This window comes from Pseudorhodobacter aquimaris (assembly GCF_001202025.1).
GTDB classification, from domain to species: domain Bacteria; phylum Pseudomonadota; class Alphaproteobacteria; order Rhodobacterales; family Rhodobacteraceae; genus Pseudorhodobacter; species Pseudorhodobacter aquimaris.
On sequence record NZ_LGHS01000046.1, the window covers coordinates 162243 to 185109 of the forward strand.

A 22867-nucleotide genomic window follows, 5' to 3' on the forward strand; every position below is an offset into this window, starting at 1 on the left:
AAGCAGGCAAAAACTGCCGCGTAACGAACGGGAAATGCTAATGCGCATTATGACAGGAATTTCCGGCATCGCTGCTGGTTTTGGGTCCCTGTGGATGGCCGGGATGGCCTTTGCACAGGATTTGGAAGTTGTGGGGGCGCCGGTGAACGGCTCGATGGGCTTTCAACCAGCGGCGACCGAGTTGGCCCGCGATATTCACTGGCTGGATGATTTCATTCTGGTGATCATCACGGTCATCACACTGATGGTGACCGGCTTGGTTTTGTGGTGTGCATGGCGTTTCAACGAAAAGCGCAACAAGACGCCGGCGACATTCACCCATAACAGCCCGCTGGAAGTGGCCTGGACAATTGTTCCGATCGTGATTCTGGTGTTGATCGGTGCCTTCTCCTTGCCGGTGCTTTTCAAGCAGCAAGAGATCCCGAAGGGCGACATCAATATCAAGGTCACCGGCTATCAGTGGTACTGGGGCTATGAATATGTTGACGAAGAGTTTGGTTTCGACAGCTTCATGTTGCCCAAGGATGAGCTGGCCGAGAATGGCTATGCCGAAAGCGATTATCTTCTGGCGACGGATACCTCTGTTGTTGTGCCTGTCGGCAAGACCATCGTCATGACGGTTACAGGTGCGGATGTGATCCATTCCTGGACGATCCCCGCCTTTGGCGTAAAACAGGATGCTGTTCCGGGCCGTCTGGCGCATCTGTGGTTCAATGCCGAACGTGAAGGTATTTACTATGGCCAATGTTCGGAGCTTTGCGGCAAGGATCACGCCTATATGCCGATCACCGTAAAGGTCGTGTCCGAGGAGGCCTATGCCGAGTGGCTGGCGGGTGCCAAGCAGGAATTTGCGGGACTTCCGGCGGCCCCGGTCACTGTCGCATCGGCGGATTAAAAGCATCGGCGACGGGGATTTCTCGTCGCCAGACTATCGGTAAAGGACCCACGTGATGAGCGATACGCAGGCATATACACAAGACGCAGAGGCGAGCTTTGGCGACTATGTCGCCTTGCTCAAGCCGCGTGTCATGTCGCTTGTGGTGTTCACTGCAATGGTCGGGGTTTTGGTGGCGCCTGTGCCGGTGCATCCCTTTCTGGCGATGACGGCGATTTTGTTTATCGCGCTTGGGGCGGGGGCCTCGGGTGCGCTGAATATGTGGTGGGATGCCGATATCGACGTGATCATGAAGCGCACGGCGGGCCGTCCCATTCCCGCTGGAAAGGTCCACCCGCGTGAGGCTTTGGGCTTTGGTCTGGCGCTTTCGGGGATCGCGGTTGTCATGCTGGCGCTGGCGACGAACCTGCTGGCTGCGGGGCTGTTGGCCTTTACGATCTTCTTTTACGCCGTTGTCTATTCGATGTGGCTGAAGCGATCCACGCCACAAAATATCGTGATTGGCGGGGCTGCGGGCGCATTCCCCCCCATGATCGGCTGGGCGGCGGTGACGGGCGGGGTGTCCGTGGAATCGGTGCTGATGTTCATGCTGATCTTCATGTGGACGCCACCGCATTTCTGGGCGCTGGCCTTGTTCATGAACAGTGATTACAGCAAGGCCGGTGTGCCGATGCTGACTGTGACGCATGGCAAGAAGGTCACGCGCAATCATATCCTTGTCTACACGATTGCGCTGGTGCCCTTTGCGATCGGTGCGGGATTTACCTCTATTGGCGGGCCGCTTTATCTGGCGGTGTCAGCGGTGCTGAACGCGGGCTTCCTTTGGGGGGCGTGGAGAATTTGGCAGCGCGACGAGGTGCAGGCCGAGGCGGATAAATATGCCGTTGAAAAGCAGGTCTTCAAATTCTCACTGCTGTATCTGTTCCTGCATTTCGGGGCCTTTCTGGCAGAGGCCGCATTGAAACCTTACGGGCTTGGGGGCTGGTAATATGGCATTCCGCGCAGAGCATGAGATGCACAAACGTCGCCTTGGCCGCAATGTCGGGCTGGGCCTTGTGTTGGTGGCCTTTGTTGCGTTGGTCTTTGGGTTGACGGTGGTTAAGGTGATGAATTTGGGGGAAATGCAGGCGTTTGACCATGTGGTCCGCCCTGAAATGATCCCGGTTGAGGAGGGTCCAAGCCAATGACGCCAATTCAGAAAACTGCAATCCAGCTTACGGGCGTTGCCATCATGATGGTGTCGCTGTCCTTTGCGGCGGTTCCGTTTTATGACTGGTTTTGCCGTGTGACGGGCTTTGCGGGCACCACGCAGACCGCGGCCGCCGCCTCGGACGTGATCTTGGATCAGACTATTACCGTCCGTTTTGACGGCTCTAAAACGCGCGGTATGCCATGGGATTTCAAACCCATGCAGCGAGAGATGGAGATTCGGATCGGCGAAACCGGGCTGGCGTTCTATGAGGCGTATAACCCGACCGATCGCCCTGTCGCCGGTATGGCCAGCTATAACGTCGCGCCGGATTCGGCCGGGGGCTTTTTCACCAAGATCGCCTGTTTCTGCTTTACCGAACAGGTGTTGCAGCCTGGTGAACGGGTTCAGATGCCCGTAACCTTTTATGTGGATCCTGAAATTGTGGATGACCGCGAAGGTAAATATGTCCACGAAATCACACTATCCTACACCTTTTATGAATCCGAACTGCCAGAGACGGAGCAAGCAAGCCTTGCCCAGCCTGACAGCGGAGCAGTAAACTAAGAAAAACCGCGAAACAAAGCGGCACAGCGCTAAACGAGGGAATGACGACTATGGCCCACGCCAAGAACCACGATTACCATATTCTACCGCCGTCGATATGGCCCCTCATGGGCTCTCTCGGTGCGTTCATCATGCTGTTCGGTGCGGTGATTTGGATGCACGGCTCTGGCCCATGGATGGGGCTTATCGGTTTGGCCCTTGTGCTTTATGTGATGTTCGGTTGGTGGTCCGAGGTGGTCCATGAGGCCGAAACCGGCGATCATACGCCCGTTGTTCGCATCGGTCTTCGCTATGGCTTCATCATGTTCATCATGTCCGAGGTGATGTTTTTCGCGGCTTGGTTCTGGTCGTTCTTTAAGCATGCGATGTATCCGATGGGGCCGCTATCGCCCGGCATTGATGGTGTTTGGCCACCAGCGGGAATTGAGACATTCGACCCTTGGCACCTGCCGCTGATCAACACGTTGATCTTGCTGTGTTCCGGTGCGGCGGCGACTTGGGCGCACCATGCGCTGGTCCATGAAAACAACCGCAAGGACATCAAGAATGGCCTGATCCTTGCGATTGTTCTGGGTGGGTTGTTCACTCTTTTGCAAGCCTATGAATATAGCCACGCCGCCTTTGGCTTTGCGGGCAATATCTATGGCGCGAACTTCTTTATGGCGACCGGCTTTCACGGGTTCCATATCGTGATCGGGACGATTTTCTTGATCGTGTGTTTGGTGCGCGCGCAAAAGGGGCATTTCACCCCCGAACAGCACGTCGGCTTTGAGGCTGCTGCTTGGTATTGGCACTTTGTTGATGTGGTTTGGCTGTTTTTGTTTGCGGCTATCTACGTTTGGGGCCAATAAACCCGGATGACGGGTTAAGGTCGGACACATCAAGGGCGCGGGCCGAAAGGGCCGCGCCCTTCGCTTTCAGATGGAACAGAACGAATGATACGGCAGACAGTGGCGCCTTTGCTTTTCGGGATATTTGGGGTCGCGATTTTGTTGGCGCTTGGCACTTGGCAGATGCAACGTCTGACATGGAAAGAGGAAACCTTGGCCGCGATTGATGCCCGTATTGGCGCGGCCGCCGTTGATTTGCCTGCACAGCCCGACCCGGTGGCGGATCGATTTTTGCCGGTTATCACCTCTGGCCATCTGACGGGTGAGGGTGTGGATGTTCTGGTCAGCCGCAAGGATATTGGCGCGGGTGTTCGCGTGATTGCGGTTCTTGAAACCGATAGTGGCCGACGGATCTTGCTGGACCGCGGCTTTCTGGCCGAGGCTTCGCGCGGCTTGCCCCGTGAGACCCACAAGCTAGAGGTGACGGGAAATCTGCTTTGGCCGGATGAGGTGGACGGGTTTACGCCTGCGCCCGATGCGGCAAGCGGGCTGTGGTTTGCGCGTGATTTGCCTGCGATGGCGACCGCCCTGAAAACCGAACCCGTTCTGATTGTCGCCCGCAGCCAATCTGGCGACGGAATAGAGCCTTTACCCGTGGATAGCGCGGGCATTCCCAATAACCACTTGAACTATGCGATTACATGGTTTTCCTTGGCGATTGTCTGGGCGGGGATGACAGTCCTGCTGCTGTGGCGTATGAGGCGTAAACATGCATAAAGGGGGCGTTTGATGCGCTATATCTCCACTCGGGGTCAGGCCCCGGAGCTGAGCTTTTCCGAGGCGATGATGACCGGGCTTGCCCGTGACGGCGGGCTGTATGTCCCGCAAGAGATTCCGCAGATGTCATCGGCGGATATTGCGGCCCTCGCCGGGCAACCCTATGAAGAGGTGGCCTTTCGCGTGATGTGGCCTTTCCTGGGCGATACATTTACCGAAACAGAATTCCGCGGGCTGCTCGCCAAGGCTTACGGCGGCTTTGGCCATCCGGCGCGCGCGCCTTTGGTCCAGCTTGCGCCAAACCACTTTCTGCTGGAACTGTTCCACGGTCCGACGCTGGCCTTCAAAGATTTCGCGATGCAGCTTATCGGCCAGATGATGCAGGCCACGCTTGCCAAATCGGGAGAGCGGATCACCATTGTCGGCGCCACTTCGGGCGATACCGGATCGGCGGCGATGGAGGCCTTTCGCGGGCTCTCGAATGTGGATGTGTTTATCCTTTATCCGCACGGGCGTGTGTCCGAGGTACAGCGCCGCCAGATGACCACCCCGAGCGAGGCAAATGTCCATGCCATCGCAATTGACGGCGATTTCGATGATGCGCAGGCCCGCGTCAAGGATATGTTCAACGACATGACCTTTCGCGATGAGGTGCGTCTTGCGGGGGTCAACTCGATCAACTGGGCGCGGGTGCTGGCACAGGTGGTCTATTATTTCAGCGCGGCGACCAACCTTGGCGCGCCACAGCGCAAGATCAGCTTTACCGTCCCGACCGGTAATTTCGGCGATATTTTCGCGGGCTATATCGCGCGGGCCATGGGCTTGCCGATTGAAAAGCTGGTGATCGCAACCAATCAGAACGACATTCTGGACCGCGCGATCAAACAGGGTGAATATCGGACCGACGGGGTCAAACCCTCGATCAGCCCGTCGATGGATATTCAGGTATCCTCCAACTTTGAGCGGGTCTTGTTTGACGCCTATGGGCGCGACGGGGCCGCTGTTTCGGCGCTGATGGCGGAACTGCGTGAGGGTGGATTTACAATCTCGCAAGGTGCCCTGGAAATGCTGCGCGAGCAATTCGCCTCGGGGCGTTGTTCCGAGGATGAAACCCGCGCCACCATCCGCCGCTTTTTCACCGAGACCGGAGAGGTGCTTTGCCCCCATTCCGCCGTGGGTGTGAAGGTTGCGACCGAACATCTGGGCGAGGTGCCGATGATCACGCTGGCCACCGCCCATCCCGCCAAATTCCCCGATGCGGTCGAAGAGGCCATGGGCAGCCGTCCCGCGCTTCCTGACCGGATGGCCGATCTGTTTGAGCGCGATGAACGCGTCACACGCCTGCCCAATGATCTTGCCGCCTTGCAAGCCCTTATCCGCGAAAGGATCGCCAATTGAAAAGCCGGCTGACAACACTTCCCAACGGGTTTCGCATTGTGACCGAGGCGATGCCGGGCTTGAAATCTGCCAGCGTAGGGATCTGGGTCACCGCAGGCGGGCGGCATGAACGGGTAGAACAGAACGGCATCGCACATTTTCTGGAACATATGGCCTTCAAAGGCACGGAAAAGCGCAGCAGCTTGCAAATCGCCGAGTCAATTGAAGATGTCGGCGGCTATATAAATGCCTATACCAGCCGCGAAATGACGGCCTATTATGCCCGCGTGTTGGAAGATGACGTGGCATTGGCGCTGGATGTGATCGGCGATATCGTTCTTAACCCGGTGTTTGATCCCAGAGAAATCGAGATCGAGCGTCATGTGATTTTGCAAGAAATCGGACAGGCGATGGATACGCCGGATGATATCGTCTTCGACTGGCTGCAAGAGGCCTGCTATCCCGATCAACCCTTTGGCCGCAGCATCCTTGGCCCCGCCGAACGCGTTAGCGGCTTTTCTCGCGAGGACCTGACCGGCTTCGTGGCCGAACATTACAGCCCTGACCGCATGATCCTTTCGGCGGCGGGCGCGGTGGACCATGACGCGATCGTTGCACAGGCCGAGGCGCTGTTTGGAGATCGTAAAGCCACGGGCAAGGCCCTCATCCAGCCCGCCGTCTTCAAAGGTGCCGAGCGGCGCGAGGTCAAGGCACTGGAACAGGTGCATTTCGCGCTGGCTTTTGATGCGCCGGGCTATCTTTCGCCCGATGTCTATACCGCACAGATTTACGCAATGGCCTTGGGGGGCGGTATGTCCAGCCGCCTGTTCCAGAAGGTGCGCGAAGAGCGGGGCCTGTGCTATTCCATATTCGCGCAATCGGGGGCCTATGAGGACAGCGGTCAGATCACGATCTACGCGGGCACCTCAGAAGAGGAAATCGCGGATCTGAGCCAGATCACCCTGCAAGAGCTGCGCCGTGCCGCCACGGATATGAGCGAGGCAGAGGTCAACCGCGCGCGTGTCCAGCTAAAGGCGGGCATGCTGATGGGGCTAGAAAGCCCGTCAAGCCGCGCCGAACGTCTGGCACGTTTGCTGGCGATCTGGGGCCGTGTGCCGGACCCCGAGGAAGCAGTGGCCAAGATTGAGGCGGTGACCACCGAGGGCGTGCGCCGCTATGCCGCTGAGATGATTACGGCAGATTCGGCGTTGGCGCTTTACGGGCCCGTTGATGCCGCACCTAGCCTAGAGGACATCAGGCGGGGTCTTGCCGCCTGATGCTCGGGTTTCGCCGCAAAGTCCGGATAGAGACAGAGCGCATGACCCTGCGCCTGCCCATCCATACGGATTGGAACGGGTGGAGCGCGCTGCGGGCCGAAAGTACCAATTTCCTAACCCCATGGGAGCCGGTCTGGGCGACGGACCATCTGTCACGGCGCGCTTTTACCAATCGCGTTTACTGGGCCTCGCGCGCGCAGGCGCAGGGGACAGCCTTGCCGATGATGCTGATCCGGCGTCAGGATCAACAGCTTTTGGGCGCGATCACGCTGGACAATATCCGCCGCGGCCCTTCGCAGGCGGGCACCCTTGGCTATTGGATCGGGCAGCCTTTTGCGCGTCAGGGGCTGATGCGCGAGGCCATTCTCGCCATTGTGCATCACGCCTTTACCGAGCTGGACCTGAGCCGGGTCGAGGCGGCCTGCCTGCCTGAAAACAGCGCCTCGCGCGGGGTACTGGAAAAGACCGGCTTCAAATATGAAGGTGTCGCGCAAAGCTATTTGCAGATCGCAGGGCGCTGGCGCAACCATGTGCTTTATGCCAACCTGCGCGGCGATCGGCGTGGCCGCACGGATGTCGGCTGATCTTTCCAAAACAAGGAGCCACCATGCTGAACCCAGCCGATGCTGCCTTTCTCGAATCCCTTGCGAATGCATTGCCCGAAGGGGTGATTTCACCGACAGAGCCGCGCTATCTTGAGGATCCGCGCAGGCGGGTAACGGGGCAAGCGGGGGGGATTGCGCGCCCGCGCACGGTTGAGGATGTCTCGGTGATCCTTGCGGCCTGTCATGCGGCGCGTGTCGGTGTGATCCCCTACGGCGGCGGCACGGGGCTGGTCTGGGCGCAGGTGCAGCCAACCGGCCCCGCCCCTTTGGTTTTGTCGTTGGAACGGATGCGGGCGGTGCGCGCCGTGCATCCGTCCGAAAATGTGATGGTGGTTGAGGCAGGCGCCACGCTGGCCGAGGTGCAAGCGGCGGCTGAAGAGGCGGGGCGGCTTTTCCCGCTGTCACTGGCCAGTCAGGGCAGCGCACAGATCGGCGGCAATCTGGCGACCAATGCGGGCGGGGTCAATGTGCTGCGCTATGGCAATACGCGGGATCTGTGCTTGGGGTTGGAGGCGGTCTTGCCCGATGGGACTATCTGGCACGGGCTGAAACGTCTGCGCAAGGATAACACCGGATATGATCTGCGCAATCTTTTGATCGGGGCCGAAGGGACGCTTGGGATTATTACGGCGGCCAGCCTGAAGCTCTCACCGATACCGGCGGCGATGGGGACGGCGCTGATGGTGGTGCCCAGTCCGGCGGCGGCGCTGGACCTCTTGGCGCTGGTGCAAGCGCGGCTTGGCGGTTTGGTGTCGGCATTTGAGTTGATATCGGGCGTGGGCCTGTCGTTTCTGGCCGAGAAAATGCCCGAGCTGCGCCAGCCCTTTGCGCAGGTGCCTGAGTGGATGGTGTTGCTCGAGGTGGGCCTGCCTGATGGGCTGGACCCGGATGCCGCCCTGACCGGACTGTTTGAAGCGGCCGCAGAGGCCGGGCTGGTGCTGGACGGGCTTATCGCGCAATCGCACGCGCAGCGCGATGATTTCTGGTCCGTGCGTGAGAATATACCAGAGGCAAACCGCCGGATCGGCGCAATTTCCAGCCATGATATTTCCCTGCCTTTGGGCGAGGTGGCGGGGTTCATTGCCGAGGGCGCGCCTGCGCTTGCGACATTGGGGGATTTTCGGATCAATTGTTTTGGTCATCTGGGGGATGGCAACCTGCATTACAACCTGTTCCCCAAAGCCGGAGAGACCCGCGAGCAGCATGAAAACAGCCGTGAGGCCATCAAGACCATGGTGCATGATATGGTCCATGCGCGCGGCGGCTCGGTCAGTGCGGAACACGGGATCGGGCGGCTCAAGGTTGATGATCTGGAGAAATACGGCGATCCGGCAAAGCTGGCGGCGATGCGGGCGATCAAATTGGCGCTTGATCCGAAGGGGATTATGAATCCCGGTGCGGTCCTGCGGGCAGCCCCTTGATATTAAAATGCCCTACCGGGGTGAACCGGCAGGGCTGGGGTTAAATGGTCACGTGTTTGCAAGCAGCGACCGGTTTTTCCCGGTGACCCCAGTTTAGCGCCAATTTATTACCAAATGGTTACCGGATCTGATCTTTCAAAGGCCTTCAAAGGTGCATAGGGCATGCACCTCCATCGCCATCGCATTCAACTTGGTGCGGCCGCCAAGATCGGGCAAATCGACCACAAAGGCACAGCCGACAACCTGCGCACCCAGCCGTTCGATCAGCTTGATCCCCGCCTCGGCGGTGCCGCCAGTTGCCAAAAGATCATCGACCAAAAGCACCTTTTCGCCGGGCAGGAATGCGTCGTCATGCACCTCGATCTCGGCCTGGGCGTATTCCAGCGTATAGGCTTGGGAGAGGGTGCGCCCCGGCAGTTTGCCTTTTTTGCGGATGGGAACAAAGCCGGTCGAAAGCTGATGCGCCACCGCCCCGCCAAGAATAAAGCCCCGCGCCTCCAGCCCCGCGACCTTGTCGATATCAAGGCCCGCATAGGGCGAAAGCAACTGGTCCACGGCTATACGAAACCCGCGCGGATCGGCAAAAAGCGTGGTGACATCCCGAAACAGGATCCCCTCATGCGGGAAATCCTTGATCGTGCGGATATAGTCTTTGACGGTTTTGGTCATAAAATGCCTTCGGTTGCGAATGGGGGGATCAGAGCAGGCGACCCGCGACGACATCCAGCTTGGCCAGAAAATCAGGATCACGGGCAGAGGGCGCGGTCATGATCGCATGTTCAAGCGCGCGGTCACAGCCATTCGGACAAGGCGCACGATCAGCACCCAAAAGCGCGGGCAGGCGGGCGATCATATCCTTGGCGTGGCCGGAATTGGCGGTCAGGGTGGCGATCACCTCGGCCACATCCACCGCGCCGTGATCCTCATGCCAGCAATCGAAATCGGTAACCATCGCGACAGAAGCATAGCAAAGCTCTGCTTCGCGGGCGAGTTTGGCCTCGGGCATATTGGTCATGCCGATCACATCCGCCCCCCAAGCGCGGTACAGCCGCGATTCCGCCAGCGTCGAAAACTGCGGCCCCTCCATCGCCAGATAGGTGCCGCCCTGATGCACCCGCACCCCCAATGCCGCCTGCGCACAGGCCGCCCCCAGACGCGGACAGGTGGGATGCGCCAAAGAGACATGCGCCACACAGCCGGTGCCGAAAAAGGATTTCTCCCGCGCGAAGGTCCGGTCAATGAATTGATCCACGATCACAAAATCGCCGGGCGCGTAATCTTCGCGCAAGGAGCCACAGGCGGAAACCGAGATGACATCGGTGCAGCCCAACCGTTTGAGCGCATCGATATTGGCGCGGTAGGGCACATCGGTGGGCGAGAGCCGGTGCCCGCGGCCGTGGCGGGGCAGAAACGCCATTGGCACCCCGTCCAGCCGCCCCACAAGCACCTGATCCGAGGGCGCCCCCCAGGGGGTTTTCGCCTTGACCCAGGATGCCCCCTCCAGCCCCGCGATCTCATAAAGGCCGGAGCCGCCGATAACGCCGATCATGGATTCCATGCCTGTCGCCTCCTTTTTCCAACAATGACGATAGGGCGTAGCCTGCCTTCACGAAAGAGGAAAATCCACGGCGCCCCTTTCGGTCTTGCATATGCCGCGCCTGCATGTTTCTTGCGTCGGGGATCAGCGCGGAGGGCAGTATCCTTGTACAAGCTGGAGCAAGAGACCGACGCCGACTGGTGGGAGGTAGAGGCGCTATATGATCTGTGCTTTGCGCCGGGGCGTACGGCGCTGTCGTCCTACCGTCTGCGCGAAGGGGTGCGCACGATTGCAGCCCTTAGTCTGGTCTTGCGGGATGGGGACGGGGTCTTGGCCGCCGCGATCCGCTATTGGCCGGTCAGGGTCGGGGGGCATGATGTGTTGCTCTTGGGGCCGATTGCCGTGCATCCGACGCGGCAGGGCGAGGGGCTGGGCGGGCTGTTGATGACCGAGAGCCTGGCGCGTGCAAGGGGGCTGGAATGGGACCGCGTGCTTTTGGTGGGCGATGCCCCCTATTACAGCCGGTTCGGTTTTACCAAGCTGGAGGGGGTGGTGATGCCGCCGCCGACCAATCCCGACCGCGTCTTGGGCCTGTCGTTGCGTGAAAACGCATGGCAAGGCGTGTCAGGGCCGGTAGAGCGTGCCGCTTGTTTTGCGCCCAAAGGCACATTATCTTAGGGGGATGGATCAAGAAACACTCGCCCCTTTGCCCGTCCCACACAACCACGACCCGCTGCCCGAGATTTCGGCGCTGGCTGCACGGCAGTTGCGCGCTGACGGGCCGTTGATGCGGGTGATAAACAAGTTTGGCGGCAGGATTGAACAGCAGATGGCGCATTTGCCCGCCGGGCTGCGCGGCCAGATCGAAAGCATCACGACCCAGGCCCTGACCCGTGCCGTCAACCTTGCACAGCATGGACGCAACGCGCCTGATTTCGGGCGACGCGGGGCCCCGGCGCTTGCGGCTTTTACGGGGGCCGTTGGCGGGGTCGGCGGGGTTGCGACGGCCCTTGCTGAACTGCCGGTGACGGTTACCGTGATCTTGCATGCCATCCTGCGCGCGGCCGAGGCCGAGGGGTTTGACACCAGCCTGCCCGAGGTGCGGGCCGAAGCCCTGCGTGTGCTGACGATGGGCGGGCCGATGGCGGATGATGATGGGATCAACACCTCTTTTATCGGGGTGCGGATCACGTTGACGGGCCCTGCGCTGCACAAGCTGCTGGCCAAGATCGTTCCGGGCTTTGCCACGGTTCTGGGCCAGAAACTTGCCGCGCAATCGGTGCCGGTTCTGGGCGCGGTCTCAGGCGCGGCGCTGAATACGGCCTTTTTGACCCATTACCGCGAATTGGCGCATATCCGTTTTGGCCTGCTGCGCCTGTCCGCCTTGCACGGGGCGGAACCCGTCCGCGCCGCGTTTGAGCAAGAGCTGCGCGCGCAAAAGCGGCTCAAGTCCCGCTAATGTTCAGCGGTGGGTTTGCCACAGGCCCGCGCGGGCCCCTTCGGTCACAAAAACAGCCAGATGGTACAGCAAGCGCGACAGCGCGGCATCCCAAAGGGTCTTTCCGTTTTCATCAAGCTGGTTTACCCAGTCGGCGGCCTCTGTGGCGCTGATGTAGCGCGTGAATATCACCTCGGCACAGGCATTGGCCGCAGCCTTTGCATCGGGATCGCCGGTCTGGACAAATTGCGCGGCATAGACCTTGCCTGCCTCGGTCAGGGGCCACAAAAGATGTGAGGGTTCCGTCACCTGCCCCTCGGCGTCAAGCGCATCATAGGGCGCGCCTTTAAGTAGGCCGTGGCGGCGGATGCCGTGGGTCTCGACAAAACCTTGCATCCGGTCGGCCAATGCCAGTGCGCCTCCAGCATATGCATATGCGGATTTTGTGAGCGCAGCGCGTCGCCCTCTGCCGCCCTGTCATCCTCCCATAACGAGCCATCCGGCGCGGTCAGATGGTCGCGGATAAAGCCCCAGCAGGCGTCGATATTATTGGTGCTGACCAGCATTGGGTCCGCGCGGTGCAATGTCGCCATCGCCAGCAAGACAAAGGCTTGGTCATAGCTGCGCCGCAGGTGGCCATCCGCCGCCGTGGATTGGCGAAAGCCGCCGTCCTTGTCGCGCAGCTGCGCCAGCATATAGGCATAGACGCGCCGCGCAGCCTCAAGCAGCCCCGGCGTGCCATCGGTCAGATGCAGATGCGCCAAGGTAAACACGATACGCGCTTGGGTCAGGGTGGTTGCGGGGGCGTCGGGGGTGCCAAGGCTTTCGACGACTGGTGCGGGGGCATCTCCGGCAGGCAGGGCGCGCGCCAGCCATGCAGGCATGAAGTCAGAAGCAAAGCGGTCCGGGCTATGCGCCGAGGCGTTAGGTACTGGCAAGATCTGTGGTCCTTTCAACGGCTGGTCAAAGGGGCTCTTGGGCGATCGCATTGGCCATGCCACTCGCCAGCATGATTTGCAGCCGATCGGCGCAAGCCCGCCGAAAGCTGTTGTTTTCAACCAATGCCTTTGGGAAAAGATCGGGCAGGCCGATCAGGGCATCGCATATGGCTGCGGTAGTGGTGGCACCCTTCAGCGCGGCGTGAATTTCTGCCGCGCGCGGATCGCGCAGATCATAGGGCCGTCCCTGTTCATCAATGCCGGTGCAATAACGCATCCAAGCGGCTGTCGCAAAAGCAAAGGCCTCGATGTTGGTGCCTGCCTCGACATCGGGGGCGAGAATCCGTTGTGGCAGCTTTTCGGTACCATCCATGGCGATCTGATAGGTTTGATGTGCGATGGACCGATTGGCAAAACGGGCCAAAAGCGCATGGCGGTAGGCATCCAGATCAATATCGGCAAGCGCGCCCAAACCTGCCGCCGCGGCCTTCATGTGACGGTCCACCAAGACGACCAAAGGGGCATCCTGCATCGCATCACGCACAAACTCATGCCCCGCGATAAAACCGGCATAGGCGATCAGGGAATGCGCCCCGTTCAGCATCCGCAGCTTCATCCGCTCATAGGGGGCGACGTCTTGGACGAAAAGCGCGCCTGCGGCATCCCATGCGGGGCGGCCTTGGGGGAAATTATCCTCGATCACCCATTGCGCAAACGCCTCGCATTCAATCGCGGCGGTATCCGTCACACCAAAGAGATCCTTGATGCGGTCCGCCGTGGCATCGGTCGCCGCAGGGGTGATCCGGTCAACCATGGATGCGGGGAAGGCGGTATTGGCCGCGATCCATTCCGCCAGCCCGGTATCAACACGGCGGGCAAAGCCCAGAACTCCGGCGCGCAGCAAGGCACCGTTTTCGGGCAGGTTGTCGCAACACAGGATGGCAGGGGCGGGCAGGCTTGCCTTTTGCCGTCGCCGCAAGCCCTCGACCAAAAGCCCCAAAACGCCGTTGGCATGGCGCGGATCCTTCAGATCGGCGGCAACATCGGGGTGGGCGGGATCGATATCCATTGCGGCGCGGTCAATGCCGTAAGCTTTTTCGGTGACGGTCAGAGTGATCACCCGAACCTCGGGCCGGGCGAGGGCGGCGCGCACCGCTTCGCCATCGCGGGCGGCGGCCAGCGTTTCACCGATTGCGGCGATCACGCGGGTCCGGTCGGTATCGCCCCGCTCGGTCAGGGTGAAAAGCCCGTCTTGGGCGGCTAGCGCATCGATGATGTCGGTCGAGCGCAGGCTGACACCCAGAATGCGCCAATCGCCCCCCTCTGCGGCAAGGGCGCCGTCGGTATAGGCCGCCTGATGCGCACGGTGAAACGCCCCGAGGCCCAGATGCAAAATGCCGATCCCATGTGCTGCCGGATCATAGGCGGGGGCCAGCGATGGCGGCAGATTTTTAAGGCTAAGCCGCATCACCTGTCCGCCCCGTGTTCCAGTGCCGTCATCACGCCGCGCAATTCCGCCAAACCCTTCAACCGGCCAATCGCCGGATAGCCGGGCTGCGGCTTGCGCGACAGATCATCCAGAATATCCTGCCCGTGATCAGGCCGGAACGGGATAGAGCAATCCACGCGCCCCATATCGCGGCGGCGCTTTTCCTCAACCAGAACGGCTTTGACCAAGGCCACCATATCAGTGTCCCCGCCCAGATGCTCTGCCTCAAAGAAAGAGCAGGGCGTGGTGTCGCTGTCGCGTTTGACGTTGCGCAGATGCAGGAAATGCACGCGGTCGCCCAAGCGTTCCATCATCCCCGGCAGATCATTATCGGGCCGCGCCCCCAAGGAGCCGGAACATAAGGTGACCCCATTCGCGGGCAGGTCAACCGCATCCAGTATCATACGGTAATCGGCCTCGGTCGACATCACGCGCGGCAGACCCATCAGCGGGAAGGGCGGATCATCGGGATGACAACACAGACGCAGGCCCAGCCTTTCGGCCTCGGGGGCGACCTCGGTCAGGAAATCGACCAGATGTTTGCGCAGGGTATCGGCGGGGATGTCGGCGTATTCGGCCAGATGGGCGCGCACATCCTCAAGGGTGAACCCTTCGGCAGCCCCCGGCAGGCCGAATATGATATTGCCCATCAGCGCATCCCGCCGCGCCTGAGACATTGCGGCAAAACGGGTTTCGGCCTCGGCCGCCACACCTTCGGGAAAGTCGTCGGCAGCCCTTTTGCGCCCGAGGATATGGATATCGAAGGCCGCGAAATCATAAAGGTCAAACCGCATCGCCGTGCCGCCATGACCCACCCGCCATGCAAGATCCGTGCGCGTCCAGTCCAGCACCGGCATGAAGTTATAGCAGATCACCTTGATCCCGGCCTCGGCCAGATTGCGCATGCTGGCGCGGTAGGCGTCGATATGGTCGCGCCACGGGCCTTGCTGCTTTTTGATGTCTTCGGACACCGGCAGGCTTTCGACCACATCCCAAGCGAGACCCGAGGGGCTGCCATCGCGGCGGGTCGCTATTTGGGTCTGGCGCAGCCCGATTTCTTTGGGCGACCAGAGCTGACCACTGGGGATATGATGCAGCGCCGAGACGACACCCTCGACGCCCGCTTGCAGCATGTCATCAATCGACACCCCGTCATTCGGGCCGAACCAACGCCAAGTCTGCTGCATCGCCATCTCCATTCCGCTTCATAAAAAAGCTAGCATGGAGTGGTGGCGCAAACAAGTATGGTAGTATGCGAGTTCGGGTGGCGCCCTGTTTCCCTGAAATCAGCCTGAAAAGAGGAAGTGCAGGACGTCGCCGTCTTTTACCTCATAGGTCTTGCCCTCGACGCGGAACTTGCCGGCCTCTTTGGCGCCGGCCTCGCCTTTGCCCGCGATATAATCATCATAGGCGATGGTCTCGGAGCGGATAAAGCCCTTTTCAAAGTCACCATGGATCACACCGGCCGCCTGCGGGGCGAGGGTGCCCTTTTTGATGGTCCAGGCGCGGGCCTCTTTGGGACCGATGGTGAAATAGGTCTGAAGCCCCAATAGGTCATAGCCCGCACGGATAAGACGGTCCAGACCGGCCTCTTCCAGCCCCATTTCGCCCAGAAACATCTCTGCTTCCTCGGCATCAAGCTGGCTGATCTCTTCCTCGATGCGGGCCGAAATCACGACCATGCCGGCACCTTGCTTGGCGGCCATTTCGGCCACGCGTGCCGACTGGGAATTGCCATTCGCGGCCGAAGTTTCCTCAACATTACAGACGAAAAGCACGGGTTTGGAGGTCAAAAGCTGCAAAAGCCGCCAGTTGCGCGCGTCATCTTCGGCCACTTCGACGGCGCGTGCGGGCTTGCCCTCTTCCAGTGCCGCCTGCGCCATTTTCAGCAAACGCACCTGATCGCCGGCCTCTTTGTCGCCGCCCTTGATCTTGCGGGCGAGGTTGGCAAGACGGCGCTCGATCGATTCCAGATCCGAGAGCATCAGCTCTGTCTCGATGGTTTCGGCATCGGCGACAGGGTCGATCTTGCCTTCGACATGGGTGATGTCGTCATCCTCAAAACAGCGCAAAACATGGGCGATTGCGTCACATTCGCGGATATTGGCCAGAAACTGGTTGCCCAACCCCTCACCCTTGGACGCGCCGCGCACGAGGCCCGCAATATCGACAAAGGTCATCCGCGTGGGGATGATTGCCTTGGATTTTGCGATCTCGGCCAGTTTTTCCAGCCGCGCATCAGGCACGGCCACATCGCCGACATTCGGCTCGATCGTGCAGAACGGAAAGTTCGCCGCCTGTGCTGCTGCGGTCCGCGTCAATGCGTTGAACAAGGTAGACTTGCCCACATTCGGCAGCCCGACAATCCCCATGCGAAAGCCCATGATCTTCTCTCCATCCGTTTCACCGCCCTCATAGGCCGAAACACGGGTTATCTGCAAGCGGGCAGGGTTCTTGTGCTGAATCAGGCTTGAGGGCCATTGATTTTCGCGCCGCCTTTGGGCAAACCTTGGGCCAACATGGATAAGGACACCAGAATGACCCGGATCGATCAGAAATTTGCCGAACTGAAAGCTGCGGGCAAGAAGGCTTTTGTCTCTTATATCATGGCGGGGGACCCGGATATGGAAACCTCGCTGGCGGTGATGAAGGGTCTGCCCGCCGCGGGTGTGGATATCATCGAGATCGGCCTGCCCTTTACCGACCCGATGGCCGACGGTCCCACGATCCAGCTTGCCGGTCAGCGCGCGCTGGAAGGCGGCATGACGCTGGATAAAACCTTGGCGATGGTGACGGATTTCCGCAAGGGTGATGACACCACCCCGATCGTGATGATGGGCTATTACAACCCGATCTATTCGCGCGGTGTGGATCTGTTCCTGAGCCAGGCCAAAACCGCCGGTATCGACGGGCTGATCATCGTGGACCTGCCGCCAGAGGAAGACGCCGAGCTGTGCATCCCTGCGCAAAAGGCGGGTTTGAATTTCATCCGTCTGGCCACGCCCACCACCGATGACAAACGTCTGCCAAAGGTGCTGCAAAATACCTCCGGCTTTGTTTACTATGTCTCTATCACCGGGATCACGGGGGCCGCAGCGCCCAAGCCTGCCGATGTCGCCCCCGAAGTGGCGCGCATCAAGTCGCAAACCGATCTGCCGGTGATCGTGGGCTTTGGTATCTCTACGCCCGAGGCGGCCGAAGGTATTGCGGGTATCGCTGATGGCTGCGTTGTAGGCTCTGCCATCGTCAAGGACATCGCCGAGGGCATGCCTGTGGCCGAGGTTCTGGACCGCGTGGCCAAGCTGGCCGCAGGCGCCCATCGCGGCTGAAAAACGTACCAAGGATCCGACATGACCACACATCCAAGCCCTTCGGGTTCTTCCGTCGCCGAGGCAGAGGCCTTTTTGGCCGCGCATCCCGAGGTGGAGGCGATTGACCTTGTGCTTCATGATGCCAATGGGGTCGGGCGCGGCAAGATTATCCGCCGGCATGAGCTGCTCGGGTTTTACAAATCGGGCCGTCATGTGCCGATCTCGGTGCTCGGGCTGGATATTTGCGGCGAGGATGTGCATGAAACCGGCCTGATCTGGGATCAGGGGGACGGCGATTTGCGGGCATGGCCGGTGCCGGGAACGCTGGTGCCCTTGCATGGCACCAAGCCTGCGCGCGCCGAGGTGTTCATGTCCATGTACAGGCTGGACGGCAACCCGATGAGCTCTGATCCGCGCCACGCTTTGCAACGGCAGGTGGATGCGCTGGCCGCCGAGGGGCTTTTCCCCGCAGGTGCCTTTGAGCTGGAATTTTTCCTGCTGGCAAACGAGCGCGGGCCGGATGGCATGGTCCAACCCGCACGCGATGTGCTGGACGGGCGCGCCGCAAGCGCCAAGACCGAGGTTTACTCGGTCGATCATCTGCACGGCATGTTGCCGCTGTTTTCCGATATTTATGCGGGGGCCGCGGCGGCGGGCATCAATGCGGAGACCGTGATTTCGGAATATGCACCTGGGCAGTATGAGCTGACGCTGGATTACCGCACCGATGTGATGCAGGCCGCCGATGATCTGATCCGGCTTAAACGGATCGTGCGCGCGCAGGCCCGTGCGCATGGGGTGACGGCCTGTTTCATGGCCAAGCCGGTACAGCAATATGCAGGCTCGGGGATGCATTTCCATGTCTCGATGCTGGATCGTGACGGCAGAAATGTTTTCGTTGAGGCGGTTGAGGGGGAATGGTCCGACACCATCCTGCACAGCATCGGCGGGTTGCGCAGCACAATGGCGGAATCCATGCTGGTCTTTGCGCCGCATGCCAATTCGTGGCGGCGGTTTGTCGGGCAGTCCTATGCGCCAGTCAGCCCTTCTTGGGGGGTGAACAACCGCTCGGTGGCCTTGCGTATTCCGGCGGGCGACATGAAAGCACGCCGGATAGAGCATCGCCCCGCAGGTGTGGACGCCAACCCCTATCTGGTTGCGGCGACCGTTCTTGCGGGTATCCAGACGGGGCTTGCAAACAAGATCAATCCGGGGCCGCAAACCACCGGCAACGGCTATGACGGGGCAGAGGTTGGCGATATGCCGGTCGACTGGCGCGGCGCAATAGAGGCCGCGCGCGCGTCAACGTTTTTGCAAGACGCCTTGGGGGCGGATATGCACCGCACCTTTGTGGCGATCAAAGCGGCCGAATATGCCCGTGTGGCAAGCACCATTTCCGAGGTGGATTTCGACCTTTACCTGCATACGGTCTAGGTGGCCTGATCCAGATAATCGCCATAGCCTTCGGTCTCCATTTCGGCCTTGGGGATGAACCGCAAGCTGGCCGAGTTGATGCAATAGCGCAGCCCGCCCATATCGCGTGGCCCGTCATTAAAAACATGGCCCAAGTGGCTGTCGGCATGGGTCGATCGCACCTCGATCCGCGTCATGCCATGGCTCTCGTCACGCAGCTCTCCGATATTCGCGGGTTCGATCGGTTTGGCAAAGGCCGGCCAGCCACAGCCGGATTTGAATTTGGCCCCGGATGCAAAAAGCGGCTCACCGGAGACGACATCGACATAGATGCCCGGCGCGTAATGGTCGTCATATTCGCCGGTATAGGGGCGCTCGGTGCCGTTTTGCTGTGTGACGCGGAATTGTTCTGGCGTCAGACGGGCAAGGGCCTCTTCGGTTTTGCGGTAGGTCATTGCGTCCTCCTTTTTGGGCTTAACCGTCTATTTGGGGGCGATCCGCGCGGAAAGCAACTTATGGGGTGACATCTTGTGGGTCTGTGCCGCGCTCGAGGCTTTGAAACAGGCGCAAATCATGCGATTGCTGATGCGCAAAGAGCAATGGGGGACGCAAACATGATCAATCGCAGAATGTTACTGGGCGCGGGTGCAATTGCACTGATGGCAAGCGGGGCTATTGCGCAAGAGGTGACCTTGCGTTTGCACCAGTTCCTGCCCGCGCAATCCGCTGTGCCACGGGATGTTCTGACCGTCTGGGCCGATAATGTGGAACGTGACAGCGGTGGCCGCATCAAGATCGACCGCTTTCCTTCGATGCAGCTGGGCGGCACCCCGCCAGAGCTGATGGATCAGGCGATTGACGGGGTGGCCGATGTGATCTGGACGGTGGTCGGTTATACGCCGGGGCGGTTCCCCTCGACCGAGGTGTTCGAGCTGCCGTTCATGGTGACGGATACCCATGCGGCCTCGGCGGCCTATTGGCAGCTGTTTGAACGTCATATGAAGGATACCGAATTCAAGGATGTTCATGTGCTGGGCACTTGGGTGCATGGGCCGGGGGTGTTCCATACCGCCGATCCGGTTGAGGGCCCGGAGGACCTGCGCGGCATGAAAATTCGCGGCGCATCGCGGATGGTCAACACCATGCTGGAGGGGCTGGGCGCCGCGCCGGTGGGGATGCCCGTGCCCTCGGTGCCAGAGGCGCTTTCCAAGGGTGTGATTGATGGCGCCACCTTGCCGTGGGAGGTGTCGGGAGAGCTGAAAGTGGCGGAGCTGGTTGAATATCATACCGAATTTGAAGGTGCCGCCCCCTATGTTCTGGCCTTCATTCTGGCGATGAACAAGGATGTTTATGCGGGGTTGCCTGCGGATTTGCAGGCGGTGATCGACCGTAGTTCCGGCCTTGAGTTTTCGATTTTCGCGGGCATCACCCATGCTGCGGCCGATGCCCCATCGCGGCAAATCGCGGTTGATCAGGACAATGTGATTACCACCATCTCGGCCGAGGATGGCGCGGCGAACTGGTTGCCCTTGGTGGCGCCGATCTATGCCGCATGGGTTGCCGAGATGGCCGAAAAAGGCATCGACGGTCAGGCCTTGATCGATGAGGCGCGCGCGCTGATGGCCGATTACAAGCCCGCAGATTGATGCACGGGTTTTTCCTGGGTGTATCGCGCGGGTTTGCCTATTTGGGCGGCTTGGTGCTGGGGGCGTTGATTGTGATGATCTGCGCCTCGGTACTGGGGCGGGCGCTGGCGGATGTGGCACATGACATGGTCGCGGCGGGCTGGTTCCCGAGTGTCGCAGAGGCGGTGCTGGAGGCCGGAATAGGGGCGGTAAAGGGCGATTTCGAACTGGTGGAGGCGGGCATTGCCTTTGCCATTTTTGCCTTTTTGCCGCTGTGCCATATCACGGGGGGGCATGCCGCAGTGGATGTCTTTACCCGCCGTTTGCCGCCCCGTGCGGACCGTATTCTGCGCGCGATCACGGAGGTTGTTTTTGCCGCTGTGCTGTTGCTGATCGCGGTGCAGTTGGCCGCAGGCACGCAAAGCAAATGGCGCACTGGCCAGACGACGTTCTTGCTGCAATTTCCGCTGTGGTGGGCCTATGGGGCCTCGCTTTTGGCGGCCTCGGTTGCGGCACTGGTTGCGACCTATATGGCGGTCATGCGCGTGATTGAGCTGTGGTTGGGCCGCGATATCCTGCCGGAGGCCGCATGAGCGATCTGGCAATCGGGCTTTGGTCTTTTCCCGCGTTGTTGGGATTGATCTTTTTGCGGGTGCCGATCGGCTTGGCGATGTTTCTGGCCGGATTTGTGGGGTTGATCCTGATCGGCGGGCCGGTGGTGCCACTGGCGCGGCTGAAATCCGAAAGCTTCACCACATTTTCCAGCTATTCGCTCTCGATTGTGCCGATGTTCTTGCTGATGGGTCAGTTTGCGACCCTGGGCGGCATGTCGCAGGCACTGTTCAAGGCGGCGGAAAGCTGGCTCGGGCATCGTCGGGGTGGGGTGGCGATGGCGGCCGTCGGGGCCTGTGCGGGTTTTGGTGCGATCTGCGGGTCATCGCTGGCCACGGCGGCAACGATGGGCCGGGTGGCCTTGCCCGAAATGCGCGCCTATGGCTATTCCGGCGGGTTTTCGACGGCGACACTTGCGGCAGGCGGCACCTTGGGGATCTTGATCCCGCCCTCGGTGGTGCTGGTGATTTACGCCATCCTGACCGAACAGAATATCGCCAAGCTGTTTGTGGCCGCGATCCTTCCGGGGCTTTTGGCGGCACTGGGGTATATGCTGGTGATCGGGGTCTATGTGCGGCTTTATCCGGCTGCGGCGGGGGTGCGTGATGCTGTGCCCTATGCCGCGCGCTTTGCGGCCCTGGTCAGGGTCTGGCCGGTCTTGGCGGTGTTTGGTGTGGTGGTCGGCGGGATCTATGGCGGGGTGTTCACACCGACCGAAGGTGCTGCCGTTGGGGCCTTTGGCACGGGTGTCATCGCATGGGCCAATGGCGGGCTGACAGGGGCCACACTGGCCGACAGCTTTTTTGCGACGGCGAAATCCTCGGCGATGATCTTTTTCATCGTGCTGGGGGCGGCGTTTTACAACGGCTTTCTGGCGATGAGCCAAGTCCCGCAAGAGGTCGCCCTCTGGGTGTCGGCCCAAGGGTTCAGCCCTTGGGTGGTCCTGATGGTGATTCTGGTGTTTTACCTGTTTCTGGGGTGTCTGATGGACAGCCTTTCGATGATATTGCTGACGATCCCGATCTTTTGGCCGGTGGTTCAGGGGCTTGATTTTGGCATGGTCAGCATGGCCGATCTGCATGCCGCCCGCGCGTGGGAGGCTTTGGCCAGCGGTGTATCACTCACCCCCGATATGCTTGACGGGATTCACAGCGCATTGGCCCAAGGCGCCGAGCTTTCGCGTGAGCAGATCCGGGCATTGGGATTGCGCGGGGTCAATCAGGGTGCGTTGGCACGGATCAACATTGAACAAACCGCAATCTGGTTCGGGATTCTGGTGCTGATCGTGGTGGAGGTGGGTCTGATCACCCCGCCGGTGGGTATGAACCTCTTTATTATCAACACGATGGACCGTAATACCCCGATGGTGGACACCTATCGCGCGGTTTTGTTTTTTGTCGCCTCGGATGTGATCCGGGTGGCGCTTTTGCTGGCCTTTCCCGCAATCACATTATGTCTGGTAGGCTGGACTTAATCAGGGATTGCATCTGGACCTATCCGCGCCGTGCAAAGCCTGTGATCATGGGGACAAATACCGATCCGCATTTTCAAAGGTGTCCCATGGAA

General features: G+C 60.3%; 25 protein-coding genes. 17 read left to right on the top strand and 8 right to left on the bottom strand.

What is annotated here, in order from left to right:
- Positions 1-49: 49 nt before the first annotated feature.
- The 10 genes from coxB (at position 50) to AKU94_RS07360 (ending at position 8938) form a co-directional block, all read left to right on the top strand.
- Positions 50-895, top strand: a complete 846-nt coding sequence (gene coxB / locus AKU94_RS07315; RefSeq protein WP_157056466.1) for a cytochrome c oxidase subunit II — start codon at positions 50-52, stop codon at positions 893-895.
- 55 nt (positions 896-950) lie between these two features.
- Positions 951-1883, top strand: a complete 933-nt coding sequence (gene cyoE, locus AKU94_RS07320; RefSeq protein WP_050526637.1) for a heme o synthase — start codon at positions 951-953, stop codon at positions 1881-1883.
- A gap of 1 nt (position 1884) precedes the next feature.
- A complete protein-coding gene (locus tag AKU94_RS07325) occupies positions 1885-2082 on the top strand; it encodes a hypothetical protein (RefSeq protein ID WP_050526638.1) in 198 nt (65 codons plus the stop codon).
- Positions 2079-2651, top strand: a complete 573-nt coding sequence (locus AKU94_RS07330) for a cytochrome c oxidase assembly protein (RefSeq protein ID WP_050526639.1) — start codon at positions 2079-2081, stop codon at positions 2649-2651. Before AKU94_RS07325 ends, AKU94_RS07330 begins: the two co-directional genes overlap by 4 nt.
- Positions 2652-2701: 50 nt before the next feature.
- Positions 2702-3502, top strand: coding sequence for a cytochrome c oxidase subunit 3 (locus tag AKU94_RS07335; protein ID WP_050526640.1), 801 nt, complete (start codon positions 2702-2704; stop codon positions 3500-3502).
- 84 nt (positions 3503-3586) lie between these two features.
- Positions 3587-4258 (top strand): SURF1 family protein, encoded by a 672-nt coding sequence (locus tag AKU94_RS07340; protein ID WP_050526641.1) that lies wholly within the window; start codon positions 3587-3589, stop codon positions 4256-4258.
- A gap of 12 nt (positions 4259-4270) precedes the next feature.
- Positions 4271-5656 (top strand): threonine synthase, encoded by a 1386-nt coding sequence (thrC, locus tag AKU94_RS07345; protein WP_050526642.1) that lies wholly within the window; start codon positions 4271-4273, stop codon positions 5654-5656.
- Entirely contained in the window at positions 5653-6912 is a 1260-nt protein-coding gene (locus tag AKU94_RS07350; RefSeq protein WP_083444984.1) for a M16 family metallopeptidase, read from the top strand. The genes thrC and AKU94_RS07350 overlap by 4 nt, the downstream gene beginning before the upstream one ends.
- Positions 6912-7496: a GNAT family N-acetyltransferase gene (locus tag AKU94_RS07355; RefSeq protein ID WP_050526643.1), complete on the top strand. Its 585-nt coding sequence runs from the start codon at positions 6912-6914 to the stop codon at positions 7494-7496. Before AKU94_RS07350 ends, AKU94_RS07355 begins: the two co-directional genes overlap by 1 nt.
- Before the next feature lie 23 nt (positions 7497-7519).
- Positions 7520-8938 (top strand): FAD-binding oxidoreductase, encoded by a 1419-nt coding sequence (locus tag AKU94_RS07360; RefSeq protein WP_050526644.1) that lies wholly within the window; start codon positions 7520-7522, stop codon positions 8936-8938.
- 135 nt (positions 8939-9073) lie between these two features.
- Here AKU94_RS07360 and AKU94_RS07365 read toward each other — a convergent pair whose 3' ends face one another.
- Together AKU94_RS07365 and AKU94_RS07370 are read right to left on the bottom strand one after the other, a co-directional pair.
- On the bottom strand, positions 9074-9607 hold the full coding sequence (locus AKU94_RS07365; protein WP_050526645.1) for an adenine phosphoribosyltransferase: 534 nt from the start codon (positions 9605-9607) through the stop codon (positions 9074-9076).
- A 28-nt stretch (positions 9608-9635) separates the two neighbouring features.
- Positions 9636-10496: an S-methyl-5'-thioadenosine phosphorylase gene (locus tag AKU94_RS07370; protein ID WP_050526646.1), complete on the bottom strand. Its 861-nt coding sequence runs from the start codon at positions 10494-10496 to the stop codon at positions 9636-9638.
- Between the two features lie 144 nt (positions 10497-10640).
- Between AKU94_RS07370 and AKU94_RS07375 the strand changes: the two genes are divergently transcribed.
- Positions 10641-11153 carry a GNAT family N-acetyltransferase gene (locus AKU94_RS07375; protein ID WP_050526647.1) on the top strand — a complete coding sequence of 171 codons (513 nt, stop codon included), beginning with the start codon at positions 10641-10643 and terminating at the stop codon, positions 11151-11153.
- A 4-nt stretch (positions 11154-11157) separates the two neighbouring features.
- Positions 11158-11934 (top strand): EcsC family protein, encoded by a 777-nt coding sequence (locus AKU94_RS07380; protein WP_050526648.1) that lies wholly within the window; start codon positions 11158-11160, stop codon positions 11932-11934.
- 3 nt (positions 11935-11937) lie between these two features.
- Here AKU94_RS07380 and AKU94_RS07385 read toward each other — a convergent pair whose 3' ends face one another.
- The 5 genes from AKU94_RS07385 to ychF form a co-directional block, all read right to left on the bottom strand.
- Positions 11938-12222: an AGE family epimerase/isomerase gene (locus AKU94_RS07385; protein WP_050526649.1), complete on the bottom strand. Its 285-nt coding sequence runs from the start codon at positions 12220-12222 to the stop codon at positions 11938-11940.
- The gene (locus tag AKU94_RS07390) at positions 12219-12902 is read right to left on the bottom strand and encodes an AGE family epimerase/isomerase (protein ID WP_083444985.1); all 684 of its coding nucleotides are present in this window, start codon (positions 12900-12902) and stop codon (positions 12219-12221) included. The genes AKU94_RS07385 and AKU94_RS07390 overlap by 4 nt, the downstream gene beginning before the upstream one ends.
- A complete protein-coding gene (locus tag AKU94_RS07395) occupies positions 12877-14319 on the bottom strand; it encodes a mannitol dehydrogenase family protein (protein WP_050526651.1) in 1443 nt (480 codons plus the stop codon). Before AKU94_RS07395 ends, AKU94_RS07390 begins: the two co-directional genes overlap by 26 nt.
- Positions 14319-15527, bottom strand: a complete 1209-nt coding sequence (gene uxuA, locus AKU94_RS07400; RefSeq protein ID WP_050526721.1) for a mannonate dehydratase — start codon at positions 15525-15527, stop codon at positions 14319-14321. The genes AKU94_RS07395 and uxuA overlap by 1 nt, the downstream gene beginning before the upstream one ends.
- 99 nt (positions 15528-15626) lie before the next feature.
- Positions 15627-16724, bottom strand: coding sequence for a redox-regulated ATPase YchF (gene ychF / locus AKU94_RS07405; RefSeq protein WP_050526722.1), 1098 nt, complete (start codon positions 16722-16724; stop codon positions 15627-15629).
- A gap of 153 nt (positions 16725-16877) precedes the next feature.
- Here ychF and trpA point away from each other — a divergent pair, with 153 nt between their 5' ends.
- Positions 16878-17669: a tryptophan synthase subunit alpha gene (trpA, locus tag AKU94_RS07410; protein WP_050526723.1), complete on the top strand. Its 792-nt coding sequence runs from the start codon at positions 16878-16880 to the stop codon at positions 17667-17669.
- 21 nt (positions 17670-17690) lie between these two features.
- A complete protein-coding gene (locus tag AKU94_RS07415; protein WP_050526652.1) occupies positions 17691-19085 on the top strand; it encodes a glutamine synthetase family protein in 1395 nt (464 codons plus the stop codon).
- On the opposite strand, the gene msrB is transcribed toward AKU94_RS07415, so the two are convergent.
- Positions 19082-19519 carry a peptide-methionine (R)-S-oxide reductase MsrB gene (gene msrB / locus AKU94_RS07420; protein ID WP_050526653.1) on the bottom strand — a complete coding sequence of 146 codons (438 nt, stop codon included), beginning with the start codon at positions 19517-19519 and terminating at the stop codon, positions 19082-19084. The genes AKU94_RS07415 and msrB overlap by 4 nt on opposite strands.
- Before the next feature lie 159 nt (positions 19520-19678).
- Between msrB and AKU94_RS07425 the strand changes: the two genes are divergently transcribed.
- The 3 genes from AKU94_RS07425 to AKU94_RS07435 are packed head-to-tail and all read left to right on the top strand — an operon-like array spanning position 19679 to position 22775.
- Positions 19679-20710, top strand: a complete 1032-nt coding sequence (locus tag AKU94_RS07425; RefSeq protein ID WP_050526654.1) for a TRAP transporter substrate-binding protein — start codon at positions 19679-19681, stop codon at positions 20708-20710.
- Positions 20710-21282 carry a TRAP transporter small permease gene (locus AKU94_RS07430; protein ID WP_050526655.1) on the top strand — a complete coding sequence of 191 codons (573 nt, stop codon included), beginning with the start codon at positions 20710-20712 and terminating at the stop codon, positions 21280-21282. The genes AKU94_RS07425 and AKU94_RS07430 overlap by 1 nt, the downstream gene beginning before the upstream one ends.
- Positions 21279-22775: a TRAP transporter large permease gene (locus AKU94_RS07435; RefSeq protein ID WP_050526656.1), complete on the top strand. Its 1497-nt coding sequence runs from the start codon at positions 21279-21281 to the stop codon at positions 22773-22775. Before AKU94_RS07430 ends, AKU94_RS07435 begins: the two co-directional genes overlap by 4 nt.
- Positions 22776-22867: the final 92 nt, after the last annotated feature.